This is a genomic window from Cellvibrio sp. KY-YJ-3 (genome assembly GCF_008806955.1).
Classification (GTDB): domain Bacteria; phylum Pseudomonadota; class Gammaproteobacteria; order Pseudomonadales; family Cellvibrionaceae; genus Cellvibrio.
The window spans coordinates 2,854,569-2,867,681 of sequence record NZ_CP031727.1 but is presented as its reverse complement, the minus strand read 5'-3'; the positions used below and the strand labels follow the sequence as shown (position 1 = coordinate 2,867,681).

Below are 13,113 nucleotides of genomic sequence, written 5' to 3'. Positions count from 1 at the left end.
AGGGGTTTACGCTTGTAAACGCTTCTTAGCGAATCACTCAAGATTTCTCCAGCCAGCGCTGTAACCGCTCCTCCAACTCGTCGTAACGAATCGGTTTGGTGATGTGATCATCCATACCCGCCGACAAATACACCTCTTGATCCGTTTCAGTCTGGGTGGAGGTTACGGCCACAATGGGCAAATGATGCATGCTGTGGGTATTGTGCTCATACTGACGAATCTTTTCGGTGGCAGTTATGCTGTCCTGTTCCTTCATGTCGTAATCCATAAGGATCAAATCGAACCGCTCTTTGGTAACAATTTCAACGGCCTCAAGGCCATTCTGGGCAACTTGCACGTAGCAGCCTAATTTTTTCAGCATCGCACTAATTACCATTTGATCAACGCGATGATCTTCCACCAGCAATACTCTGGGCACTACCGCTAAACCAACGGATTCTTGCGCAGAAGTTTTCCGCTCATCTTCACCGCCTGGGTTCAATAGTTTTTGCACAGCAACATCGTGCAAGCGGCGGCGCATAATGGGTTTTTCAATCACACTCACTTGTGGATTGGAGCGCAAATGGAGTTTCATTTCCGGGCTATCGCTCTGCAAAATACTCATTGCAATAATTTGTTTAACCCCCGCAACATCCGGTTGATGGGTAATTTCACGGGAGAGCGCCAAACCATTCATATTATTGAGCTTGGTAAAAATCAGCACCAAATCAAACGGTGCTCCTGCATTAGCCTGCTCGCGCAACTTGGTAATTGCTTGCTCCTGACCTGCGACTATCGCTGTCGTCATGCCCCACGCGTTAATTTCATCGGCTAATACATTGCCATTATGGTCTGGTAGATCCACCAGTAGCGCGCGTTTGCCACGCAGTTTTTGCTCGGAACCAAAACGACGATCCTCATGGGATACCACTTGCAACGCAACATTAATAAAAATGCGATTGCCGCGATTTTTATTTTCGCGCAGGTGAATACTGCCGCCCATACATTCCGCCAGCCCCTTACAAATGGACAGACCAATACCGCGATAATTACTTTCCCGTGATTCAGCGTCCTGATCTGCATTCACATTCTTTTCGCTATCGCTAATCACTACTTGTAATTCGCCCAGATCATCCTGATCCTGATGAAAACGCGCTTCGATAAATACATGTTCAATGCGACTGGCTTTGAGTGTGTGATTAAGCAGCGTCGCCAGAATTTGATTCAAGCGTGCGGCATCGCCGCGCACTCGCAGTGGCATGGCTGGGTCAAAGCTGTAATAGAGTTCTACGCCTTGTTGGTGTGCATCCAGCGCGAAATCCTGCACAAATTTTTCCAGCACCCGGCGCAAATCAAACTCAACTTCATCCAGCACCAGAGTTTTAGTGGTAATTTTTGAAAAGTCGACGACATTATTTACCAGATCGATTTGTCGCCCTGTTGCCTTATTGGCCATCATCAATAACTCACGATGATGTTCGGATAACTGGCTGTCATCAATTAAAGACAAGGTACTCATTACATCGCTAATAGAGGAGCGAATTTCCTGCCCGAGATTTACCAAAAATTCATTTTTTAATTCAATCTGCGCCTGTGAGCTACGCTTCTCGTTTTCCAAGCCCTGGGCGCGTTCACGTAATGAAAAGTGCGCCTCAAGCCGCTCCCAGTAAGCCAGGGATGTAACCTTCCCCTGATGCGCCAACATGATGTAAAACGTCAGCATGATACAGCCGTAAAGCACACCTTCCGCCGTTCCCAACATAATCGCGGTAATCGCGGCTGGCACTTGGCCGATGGCGAGGTAGATACTCAAAAAGCGGGTGTAAGGCGCAAACACATTGGCAACACTGGAATAGAACACCACTGAATAAAGCCACATCACCAATGTTTCACCGCGCATGCCCTGCACCCAGGTCAGGGTGACCAGAATAAAACTCCACCAGGCAGCACCCAGACAGGAGGCGAAAAAATATTGGTTACGCCAGCGTGCGGGTGCGCGAGCATAGAGGCTATCAAAGCGGAACAAGTAGTAACTGCGCACCAGCGTCACCAGTAGCAAACCGGTCACCAGCACTATCGCCAGGTTGTGTTCTTTTTCTTGAAAGTTGCCAAACGCCAGGCACAACACAAACACAATGAAATTAAGGATAAGCCCACGGCGGCTGTATTTGGCCACCCGCGCATCGGTCTCGCGCATGATGGCGCGGTCTTTCTGAACCTTGGTGGCGGGAACAAAAAAATGAAACATAGTGTATCCAACTGGGTGTGCGTGAACTGGGGGATATTCCGGCGGTAAGCGAAAATCACCCTCTAGCCAAGAATATGAACAAACACTTCTTTAATCACAAAAACCATGATGGCAAAACCTAACACCCCAAAGAGTACAAAGGTACCAAACTTACCGGCTTTGGATTTTTTGGCCAGATCCCACACAATAAAAAACATAAACAGGATTAGCCCACCACCACAGAGGTACATGCCCCAGGTTTCAAGTTGCTCAAGCGTCATAATCGGTTAAATCCGGGTCTAGTAAGCGGAATTTCGCAGGGGCGCCATTGTAGCGAAAAGCCTCTGCCAAGTTTAGCGTTAATCGCCGCTAATGCCGCTTTATCACCGCTGATAACCGGCACGACTTGCCCGAAAATAGACGCGGGCGCACAATAGCCACCCTTTTATATCGCCCCCGTCAGGCACCCTATCTATTTCCTTGAACTTCATTTAGGTACTTTAATGCGCATCTCCAAAATTATTGCCGCCCTGCTTATTAGTTTGTGCTTATCAGCCTGTGTGTCTTCATTGCTTATAGGTAATCAATTGCAAAGCAAGCTTATGTGGTCATTTCTAAAACCCTTAGTGGGTTTTGACCCGAATGAAGTCAACTTTTTTGAAGCGCCTATTATCAAGGACCGCATGACTGCCATTCTTGGTGATAAATACGAACCCACCATGAAATTGCTACGCACCGCGCAGGAGATCCAACAGGAAGGCGCATTATTTTATGTTGCCTCGCGCTATGCGCCCTCCCAAGTACAAGCTGTCACGGATAAGGCCGGCCTGGTGTGGAATTCGCAAACTAACCAGATGGCAGTAATGCTGATTAAAGATGGCAAATCAGAAATTTTTTCTGAGCAGATCGCTGGTGCTAAAGAAGCGATTACGCCGGTGTTTCCGCAAGAATTGCAAAATGCCTACAGTAAAGCACAGGAGATTCAAAAAACCCTGAACGCTCCTGCTGAGGCTATGGGGGAAGCGCTGGATAAAAAACTAGATTCAACTATTGATAATGTAAAACAAGAACAAAAAAATAAAATAGACAGCACTATTAATGATGCCATCAACCAACAAATACCCGATGCGCAACAACCAGCAACCAATTAAATGCATCCAGGCCTGTAACAAATATCACGCTAAAGCATCTATAACGCAGGATTAGTTATAGGTGCTTGTATGTTTTTATCTCTCAGTAAAATACATTCTTGTTTTGACTACGCACTAACCCCTGTGATTCAGGGCAGCAGTAGTCTTGCTTCACTCGGTTTGCGCCTGTATCTCGCCCCGGTATTTTGGATGGCAGGTATGAATAAACTCAGCGCATTTGAAGATACCGTCACCTGGTTTGGCAATAGCGACTGGGGCCTTGGGCTTCCTTCACCCTGGCTGATGGCTGCACTCGCTACCGCAACAGAACTGGCAGGTGCCGCGTTGTTAACGCTTGGTTTATTTACTCGCTTAATCAGCATTCCACTCATAGCCACTATGTTGGTTGCTATTTTTGCCGTTCACTGGGGCAACGGCTGGCAAGCAATTGCCGATGCACAAGCCCCGTTTGCCAACGAGCAAGTAGTTGCTGCAACAGAAAAACTGGAACGTGCGCAACAAATTCTGCAAACCCATGGCAATTACGAATGGCTCACTGCCAGTGGTAAGTTTGTCATTCTGAATAACGGCATTGAATTTGCCACTACTTATCTACTTATGTTGTTGGCATTAGTGGCGATGGGTGGTGGCAAATACCACAGCTTGGATTATTGGCTGTACCACTGGTCTTTAAAAAGGTTATTTTTTAAAAAAATGGCAACAAATACTGCGCCCAGATAAAAGCGAATGATAAGCTTGAACCGACTTTTATCTACGGAAAATCCACCATGGTGCAATGCCACAAGCAAGAATCAGGAACGCAAACTCATGGATGAAGGCCTGCTCATCAAGCAACTGATTGCAGGTGAAGACAGTGCATTTCGCCAGCTTATCGCCCAACACCATTCGCTGATGCTCAATATTGCCCGCGCTATTATCGGCGATGCGTTTGCGGATGAAGTAGTTCAGGAAGCCTGGGTTTCCGTGTATAAAAATATCGCCAGCTTTGAGCGTCGCTCCTCTTTAAAAACCTGGCTCATGACAATTGTGAGCAATCAAGCCAAAGCGCGTTTGCGCAAAGAATCGCGTCAGGTTTCACTGGAACAACTGGATGGCGACACACCCGGCAGTTATTTGGATGGCAGCCACTTTCAAACTAATGGCCATTGGGCGCAACCGACACCGCGTTGGAACAATGAATCACCCGAGGCACTACTGGAAGAAAAACAACTGCAGCGCTGTATTGCCAAAACCTTAACGCTGCTACCGCATGCACAAAAAACCGCGTTTATTCTGCGCGATGTAGAGCAGCAATCGTTTGAAGATATTTGCAGCCTGCTCAATGTAAGCGCTGCCAACGCGCGGGTACTGGTACATCGCGCCCGCCTCACTCTCATGCAAGTTATTGATCGCTATCAGGAGACCGGCACATGTTGAGTTGTAAACAAGTCGCCAGTTTGGCCAGCGACTATCTCGAAAACAATACTCCATTAAAATGGCAAATACGTTTGCATTTGCTTATGTGTGCAAATTGCCGTCGCTTTGTAAAACACCTGGACATAACACGTAAGGTCAGCGCAGGCTTAGTAGCTGAGACACCCAATACTGAAGCCATAGCCGATGCGGAGAAAATTCTGCAAAAAGTAAAGGCGCAGATTAAAGCGGGATCATCAGCGGACTAAAATTGCTACCATTCTAATTCAACTTACCCAAGGAGTAGCATTTGGATTTTGCAGTAGAAACATTGATGTTTTTATTTATCGCCGCCGCAATTGCCGGTTTTATGGACACCTTGGCAGGTGGTGGCGGGCTCATTACGATTCCCGCGCTGGTTGTATCTGGCGTACCACCATTGGCCGCGCTAGGTACGAATAAATTGCAGAGTTGTTTTGGCTCAGGAACGTCGAGTTTTCTCTTATTCAAACGCAAAAAAATACACTGGCAAGAATTGCGACCTATGATGATCGCCGCCTTTATGGGTTCGGTGCTGGGAACAGTAATAGTGCAATTTATCGATACCAAAGTATTGGGGTTTATGATCCCGCTAGTACTGGTTATTATCGCGATTTATTTTATTGCAGCGCCCTACTTAAAACTCGAATCGTCTGAACCAAGAATGACTGCCAGCCTGTATCAAAAAACGGTAGTGCCTACGATAGGTGTTTACGACGGTATGTTTGGCCCAGGCACTGGTTCTTTTTTAGCTGTTGCAGGTGTGAGTTTGCGCGGACTGGAATTAATTAACGCTACCGCCATTGCAAAACCACTCAACTTTGCCACTAACATCGCCTCGTTAATTGTATTTATTTTTGCCGGGCAAATTATGTGGCTCGCAGGTTTGACGATGATTGTCGGGCAAATACTCGGTGCCTGGATGGGGTCACACTACTTATTTAAAGTGAACCCAAAAGTTTTACGAATCCTCATTGTTAGTATTTGTTTGCTCATGTTAGGGCAATATTGGTACAAACAACTCGCCGCATAACGCATTTGGCTTTGGCATAAGGAAATTTATTTACATGAAGAGCGATATGACCTTATCCACCCGCCTTGTGATAGCACTACTCGCAACGTCTGTAAGTGCGTGTGTGGTCACACCTAAAAAAGTGGCGAGCTTTGATACAAAATGCATGGTTTCCACCCAAAAAATTAAACTCACCACAGAGCAAGTACAAATATTCAACGATGTGGACTGTATTACCCATAGCTGCAAAATGGAATTGATGGGCGCAGCAGTATCGTCGGCGCTGATCACTACTACCAGCGCGATTGTCTCAGGCTCTATTGCACTGGTGGGGAATACACTTTATTGGGCGGAAAGTCAGGGAAAATGCCCCAACACAATTGAACAAGAAGCACAGCCTTCACATCAAGAGCCAAATAAAATTGATGAAAAATATTTGATTCAGGAAGAAGTAATAAGAGTTAAATCCTGATTTTATTATTGACATCGCGATTAGCGGCGATGGGGCGCTGATCAACCACCGCCCTGCCCGACTTTGCCATGCGATCATAAAGAAGCACATTGACGGTTGCTGCTAAATTCATACAGCCAATGGTGGGAATATAAACAACATGCTGGCACTGCTCGATAATATCTTTTTTAAGTGAACCATCTTCCGGGCCAAAAATATAATAGGCATTTTCCGGGTGAATAAAATCCATTAAGGGTGTTGCTCCTTCAATCAATTCAATAGCAACCAAAACAGCCCCCTCAGCCAACGCACCTGTTTGCACAGCATCTTCAAGCTGATCCACATGCTGCAAACAAATTTTACTGGCGGCATTTTTAGTATCGGCAGAAAATTTACGCGCGCGATCAAAACGTTCACCGGTGTAAAAAACACCGCTAGCCTCATAACAACCAGCCGCGCGCATAATCATGCCGACATTCGCCGGACTTTTGGGGTTAACCAAGCCGATAAAGGCTGTTGGTGTTTGCATGGTGATGAACTCTATTTAAAAATGTATTACGAGAGACGGTGTTTAAAATCGACATAGTCAAACTCACGCACCATATTTAGCTCATTGGTGCGCGAATCCCACAGGGCAATTGCCGGCAAATTAATACCGTTAAATGTAGTGGTCTTTACCATGGTGTAATGTGCCATATCATCAAACATTAAACGCTGACCGACTTGCAGCGGCTGCGCAAATGAATAATCCCCAATCACATCACCCGCTAAACAGGTCATACCACCCAAGCGATAATTATGTGCAAACTCATTGGGCATACCCGCCCCAAGAATATCGGCACGGTAAGGCATTTCCAATACATCAGGCATATGGCAAGTAGCGGAGGTATCGAGAATCGCCTGCGCCATAGTGTTCCAGGTAATATCCAACACTTCCGCGACCAATACCCCGCTGCGAATCGCGACCGCCTCGCCAGGTTCCAAATAAACCTGCAATTTATGACGCGCCATAAACGATTTAATCACGGCGATTAAGTCATCAACCTGATAATCCTCGCGGCTGATATGATGACCACCACCAAAATTAATCCATTGAATGCGCGAAAAATATTTTCCAAACTTTTCCTCTACCGCCGTTAAGGTGCGCACCAGCGGTGGTAAATCCTGTTGGCAAAGGGTGTGAAAATGCAGCCCACTAATTCCATCCAATAGTGACGGATCATCTGCAACGGCCTGCTCAAATTGCGCAATGGGAACCCCCATCCTAGAACAGGGCGCACACGGATCGTAAAGTTCGACCTCCCCTTCGGAATGCTCGGGGTTAATACGAATCCCAAACTGCAACTCGGGGCGAGCTTGTTGCGCCGCCAAGGCAAGCGATTTAAATCGAGACCACTGTGAAAATGAATTAAACAGCACATGATCAGCGACTTGTAAAATCTCGACTAAATCTGCCTCTTTGTAAGCCGCCGAATAACAATGGACTTCACCACCAAACTCTTCGCGCCCCAAACGCGCCTCGTGCAAACCACTCGCACAACTACCGGAAAGATATTTGCGAAACAAAGGTGCCAAGCGCCAACAAGAAAACGCTTTTAATGCAGCCAGTACTTTCGCCCCACTTTCTCGCTGCACACGGTTAAGGATTTTTAAATTATCTTCCACCGCCGATTTATCAATGACAAAACAAGGCGATGGAACCAAAGCTGGATTAAAGTGGGTGAAATATTCGCGTTTCTGCATCGATCAACCTTCAATTGCTTTAGGGTCAACTTCGACGACCTGCCAGGGCAGACCGTATTTATTCAAGTCTTCCATAAACGGATCCGGATCGTATTGTTCCATATTCCATACACCCGGTTTTTTCCATTTCCCTTCCAAAATCATTTTGGCACCAATCATCGCAGGCACACCGGTGGTGTAAGAAATTGCTTGGGATTTCACCTCGCGGTAGCACTCCTGATGATCGCACACGTTGTATACAAACATGGCGACCGGTTTACCATCTTTCACACCTTGCGCAAAACAACCGATGCAAGTTTTTCCTTTGGTTAGCGGGCCAAGGCTTGCGGGATCTGGAAGCAGAGCTTTTAAAAATTGCAGGGGCACTATTTCGCGACCTTCAAACATGACCGGCTCAATTCCCGTCATGCCCACATTGCCGAGCACTTCCAGATGTTTTAAATAATTATCCGAGAAGGTCATCCAAAAACGCGCGCGTTTAATTTCAGGAAAATGTTTTACCAGAGACTCAAGTTCTTCGTGGTACATCATGTAGATGTTTTTGGGACCAATCTCGGCGGGAAAATCAAACACCTGATTGACTGACAATGGAGGCGTTTCAACCCAGGTACCATTTTCCCAATAGCGACCATTGGCGGTCACTTCGCGAATATTAATTTCCGGATTGAAATTGGTTGCAAACGGTAAGCCATGGTCACCCGCATTACAATCAATAATATCCAAGTAATGAATTTCATCGAAATAATGTTTTTTCAAATAAGCGGTGTAAACATTGGTTACACCCGGATCAAAACCGGAACCCAATAACGCCGTTAAACCGGCATGTTTGAATTTGTCCTGATAGGCCCACTGCCATGAATATTCAAATTTGGCAGTATCCAACGGTTCGTAATTGGCGGTATCCAGATAATCCACACCCGTTTCCAAACAGGCATCCATAATAGTCAGGTCTTGATAAGGTAATGCCACATTGATTACTAAATCTGGTTTTTCAGCATTAATTAGCGCCACCAATTCCGGTACATTATCGGCGTCCACCTGTGCGGTTTTAATCGGACGAGTTAATTGTGCGGCAATCGCCTTGCATTTTGATTCGGTACGGCTCGCAAGCACAATCTCGGAAAACACCTCTGGCAGCTGTGCACATTTATGCACTACTACTCCGCTAACACCACCTGCACCAATAATTAATACTTTTGCCATCTAAGGCCTCCCATTAGAATAAAAAATGACATGCCTAGAACGCATGCTAAGCACGAGGAGTCGTAAGGATTATTTTTCGAAATAGGTATAACCGCGCAAACTTTCAGAATAAGCCGATAACATTTGTTGCCTATCAGCAACACTGATTACACCGTCGCGCACAGCTTGCTCAGCAGTTTGGCGAAATTGTTCATAAAGTGAATTGGGTTTGTACTCCACGTAACTCAGTACATCAGCAATACTATCGCCGTGTAATTCATGCACGAAATCAATGCTCTTATCGGCATTGATACGCACACTGGCCACGTTAGTGTCACCAAATAAATTGTGGAGATCACCCAAGGTTTCTTGATAGGCACCCACCAGAAAAACCCCCAAGTAATATTCGTCGCCGGCCTTAATGGCATGCAGCGGTAAAGTGGTGGACTCACCTGCCGAGGTCGCAAACTTTTGTAACTTGCCATCACAATCACACGTGAGGTCAGCGATAATCGCTTGACGTGTTGGCTCCTCATTTAGCCGATGAATCGGCATCACCGGAAAGATCTGACCAATCGCCCAAGAGTCTGGCAAAGATTGAAACACACTAAAATTGCCGTAATAAATATCGGCCAACAATTGCGGCAAACTTTCCAGCTCCGCAGGAATGCGCTTCATTTGCGGTAATAAGGCCGCGATTTTTTGCAGCGCGGCGAGATAAATATTTTCACCCAATACCCGGTGGCGCAAACTGATGTCGCCCGAGTGAAATAAATCGCGAATTTTGTCGCGATAATAAATAACGTCGTTATAGGATTCTTGTAAATTTGCAACCCGAATAACCGAGAGTGTATGCCAGAGGTTGGCAATCATTTCATGACAACCCGCAGGCAATGACTCAGGCATGGCCGTAGGTTCAAAATGCGTTACATCAAGAATATTAAATAATAATACAGATGTATGCGCGACCGTGGCACGCCCGGATTCTGTAACAATCGTTGGATGCGGGATTTGGTGTTGATCCAGACTTTCCTGAATCGCTTCCACCACATCGATACAATATTCTTGTACCGAATAATTACGGCTGTGACCATTGGTGCTGCAAGTACCATCGTAATCAATTGCCAAACCGCCGCCCAAATCCAAATACCCCAGCGGCGCGCCCTCGCCTACCAGTTCAATATAATAGCGGCAGGCTTCCAACACACCCGCCCGAATACTGCGAATATTGGGAATTTGTGAACCCAAATGAAAATGCAATAATTGGAAACAATGCAGCAAATTTGCATCGCGTAGCGTGTCAATCACGCTCACCAGCTCATTGGTATTGAGACCAAATAAACTGCGATCACCACTGTCTTCGCTCCAATGCCCTTCGACTTTGGTAGACAGTTTTAACCGCACACCAATCAGTGGTTCTACATCAAGACTACGACTGCATTCAATGACTGATTGCAATTCGCTCAAGGTTTCCAGCACAAAAAAACATTTGAATCCAAGCTTACGCGCTTGCAAACCAAGTGAAATAAATTCGGAGTCTTTGTAACCGTTGCAGATAATTAAACTGTCGCGATTCGTCAAGGTTGCAAGGGCAATCATTAACTCAGCTTTACTGCCCGCTTCAAGGCCATGATTGTAGCGCTCACCAAAACGGGCGATTTCCGCAATCACATTACTTTGCTGATTCACCTTAATAGGAAACGCGCCGCGATAGCAGCCTTGGTAGCCGCTCACCTCAATAGCTTGTGCAAAGGAATCGTTAAGGATACTGATGCGTGAATCGAGGATATTTTCCACACGCAACAATACGGGCATTTGCAGTCCACGCTGCTGCAGACCATCCACAATACTCATCAGTGAAACACTAGTCTCACCATCAACATTGGGTGCGCGGACAATAACTTCCCCTTCCGGGGAAATGCCAAAATAACCGTTACTCCACTCATCTATGCCATAAAGTTCGGCGGAAGTACGTGAAGACCAAACTGCTGCTTGCTCAGAAGTATTCAATATGATTCAACCCTGCTAAGGAACGGGCAAGCCCGCCGGATGGAAATAATTTCTTCTCGAGTGCAGGTTCAAAGCGACCAGCGCCATAAAACTGCAAAATGGCGCGCAATTGTCCACATTTTTCGTGAAAAATAAAGCACTCCGCCCGAATTGGGCGGATGCGAGATAAATGGAGCAATTTCTATTGCGATGCTTGCTGTTGCAAATACTGAATGAGCACACCCATATTTTTGATATAAGCAGCAGTTGAGATGCCCATTACCGGCGTCTCTACCGGGTAAGGCGATGTATCCCACTCATCCCCCACCATAGTCGCAGCAAACGCCTCTGTTGGTGGAATATTTTTCTTTTCACCAGGAACCGGGCCGCGATAGGGATTTGTGGTGTAGTAAAGCGGTGTTGGCCAATATCCCTGTGGGTTCAACCCCTCAATCAACGCACGAGCTTGGGCGCTAATATCGGCAGATTGGTCAGGCTTTTGCGCACGAAAATTCAAATCCGATACGCTCACTTTACCAAGCGTAAAAAAGGCTGGCAGACGTATTTCACCCATCGCATGTAAGGGCGAGCCTACCACCGCTTGCTCGGGGCTTAGGGCAAGCGCTTGCGCGTACTCACGGCGCAAACGGTCTGTATCCACCCGCGCGGCTGATTTGTAGTGAGCCAGCATATGTTTGGCTTGATAATCCACGTAATACTCACCATTGGTGATGTTAGATCCGCGCCGATGGGTAAATAAGGCGCGATTGGTGCCTAACTCGATAAATGATGCATGGCTGCGCCCCTCATATTCAGGCTTTACCGGTAACTTTAAACTTTCCAGCCACTCAATTGCTTCGGGAATACGCGCCAGAAATTTGGTCTCACCAGTCATGCGATAGAACTGAATCAACATACGGATATTATCCGCGGTAGTAGGCGCATGCAGTGACTTTGGCTCATAGGAGCGCGCGCCTGCTGGCTGTAATTCCGGCGTGTATTGCAGCGACCACCCAGGCTGCGGCGCACCCATCTGGGTAGTAAGGAATACATTCATCGCGCGGATGACCGGCTCGCGCACTCGAGACTCCCCCAGCACCTGATAACACATGAGCAGGAAATCGATATTTTCGGCGGCCACATCATCATTGAAGGTGATAAAGCTGGTGTAGTCAGGCTGATTTTTACCGGGATGGTCGTGCATCAGCGGAAAACGCTGGGGCCACCCACCCACGGGGTACTGGCTTTTAAGCACAAAGTCGATAACTTTATCCAGCGCTGGTCGGTATTTGGGATCCAGTTTGGCACTGTATAAGCGCAGTAAAAATTTCGCGGCCTCTGCCGTACCGGCATCATCGAAAGTCGCGTTACCGTAATAATGCTGGAATTCTTCAAGACGCCATGCATGTTTACCGATAGTCGCGTACCAGTCCTTAAGTGCCGCCTCGCCCGCAAAATCAGCCAGGTAATTCCAGCCCCCACTGGGGTGCTGGGCAAAAATAATCGCACCGGCTACCCGCTCTGCGGCAGAGTAATAGTATTCGTCACCTGTCGCGTTATAGGCATCAAGAAATAAATGGCCGACAGTCGCGGTGCCGGGAGGCTGCATCCAGATCATCGAGCGACGCGCTTCCAACTCACCCCACTGGCGCGAAAAATCAGGCAGATAAGACCACACAAACGCGCCGCGATAACTGACCTTGTCGAGCATAAACTGACTGGCCAATTTCATGGTGGTCTTTACCTCGGTCACACTGGGCTTTGCCGAGAGGGATGCACTCCATAAAATGCATAAAAATGAAATAGCGAACACCAGGGTTCGCCCGGGAACGGGGTTGATTAGTCGCATAGTTTCTCTCTAATTGTTATTGATACAGCGACCGAACTATTTGTGCCGATAGTTTCAGAGAATTTTTATGATGTAAGAGCTTGCTGCCATCACATTCTT

The 13,113-nt window shown here is 46.9% G+C and carries 13 protein-coding genes; 6 read left to right on the top strand and 7 right to left on the bottom strand.

Annotation, left to right across the window (positions count from 1 at the left end; all coding sequences use genetic code 11):
* Positions 1-37: 37 nt before the first annotated feature.
* Both D0B88_RS12025 and D0B88_RS12020 read right to left on the bottom strand, forming a co-directional pair.
* On the bottom strand, positions 38-2,227 hold the full coding sequence (locus D0B88_RS12025) for a response regulator (RefSeq protein WP_007640615.1): 2,190 nt from the start codon (positions 2,225-2,227) through the stop codon (positions 38-40).
* Between the two features lie 62 nt (positions 2,228-2,289).
* Positions 2,290-2,487 carry a DUF2788 domain-containing protein gene (locus D0B88_RS12020; protein ID WP_007640614.1) on the bottom strand — a complete coding sequence of 66 codons (198 nt, stop codon included), beginning with the start codon at positions 2,485-2,487 and terminating at the stop codon, positions 2,290-2,292.
* A 321-nt stretch (positions 2,488-2,808) separates the two neighbouring features.
* Here D0B88_RS12020 and D0B88_RS12015 point away from each other — a divergent pair, with 321 nt between their 5' ends.
* From D0B88_RS12015 to D0B88_RS11990, 6 genes are all read left to right on the top strand, one after another.
* Positions 2,809-3,357, top strand: a complete 549-nt coding sequence (locus D0B88_RS12015; RefSeq protein WP_151057435.1) for a hypothetical protein — start codon at positions 2,809-2,811, stop codon at positions 3,355-3,357.
* A gap of 69 nt (positions 3,358-3,426) precedes the next feature.
* Positions 3,427-4,077, top strand: coding sequence for a DoxX family protein (locus D0B88_RS12010; protein WP_151057433.1), 651 nt, complete (start codon positions 3,427-3,429; stop codon positions 4,075-4,077).
* Between the two features lie 87 nt (positions 4,078-4,164).
* Positions 4,165-4,773 (top strand): RNA polymerase sigma factor, encoded by a 609-nt coding sequence (locus D0B88_RS12005; protein ID WP_151057431.1) that lies wholly within the window; start codon positions 4,165-4,167, stop codon positions 4,771-4,773.
* Positions 4,767-5,018: a zf-HC2 domain-containing protein gene (locus D0B88_RS19010; RefSeq protein ID WP_191966426.1), complete on the top strand. Its 252-nt coding sequence runs from the start codon at positions 4,767-4,769 to the stop codon at positions 5,016-5,018. Before D0B88_RS12005 ends, D0B88_RS19010 begins: the two co-directional genes overlap by 7 nt.
* 41 nt (positions 5,019-5,059) lie before the next feature.
* A complete protein-coding gene (locus tag D0B88_RS11995) occupies positions 5,060-5,821 on the top strand; it encodes a TSUP family transporter (protein ID WP_007640605.1) in 762 nt (253 codons plus the stop codon).
* A 34-nt stretch (positions 5,822-5,855) separates the two neighbouring features.
* A complete protein-coding gene (locus tag D0B88_RS11990) occupies positions 5,856-6,272 on the top strand; it encodes a hypothetical protein (RefSeq protein ID WP_151057429.1) in 417 nt (138 codons plus the stop codon).
* Here the strand turns inward: D0B88_RS11990 and D0B88_RS11985 are convergent.
* The 5 genes from D0B88_RS11985 to D0B88_RS11965 form a co-directional block, all read right to left on the bottom strand.
* Entirely contained in the window at positions 6,262-6,780 is a 519-nt protein-coding gene (locus D0B88_RS11985) for an RNA methyltransferase (RefSeq protein WP_151057427.1), read from the bottom strand. The two genes, D0B88_RS11990 and D0B88_RS11985, sit on opposite strands and share 11 nt — an antisense overlap.
* A gap of 26 nt (positions 6,781-6,806) precedes the next feature.
* A complete protein-coding gene (nspC, locus tag D0B88_RS11980; RefSeq protein WP_151057425.1) occupies positions 6,807-7,994 on the bottom strand; it encodes a carboxynorspermidine decarboxylase in 1,188 nt (395 codons plus the stop codon).
* Positions 7,995-7,997: 3 nt separating this feature from the next.
* Positions 7,998-9,197, bottom strand: a complete 1,200-nt coding sequence (locus D0B88_RS11975) for a saccharopine dehydrogenase family protein (protein ID WP_151057423.1) — start codon at positions 9,195-9,197, stop codon at positions 7,998-8,000.
* 69 nt (positions 9,198-9,266) lie between these two features.
* Complete coding sequence (gene speA / locus D0B88_RS11970; RefSeq protein WP_151057421.1) at positions 9,267-11,186, bottom strand: biosynthetic arginine decarboxylase; 1,920 nt, start codon at positions 11,184-11,186, stop codon at positions 9,267-9,269.
* A gap of 181 nt (positions 11,187-11,367) precedes the next feature.
* A complete protein-coding gene (locus tag D0B88_RS11965; protein ID WP_007640594.1) occupies positions 11,368-13,014 on the bottom strand; it encodes a pectate lyase in 1,647 nt (548 codons plus the stop codon).
* Positions 13,015-13,113: the final 99 nt, after the last annotated feature.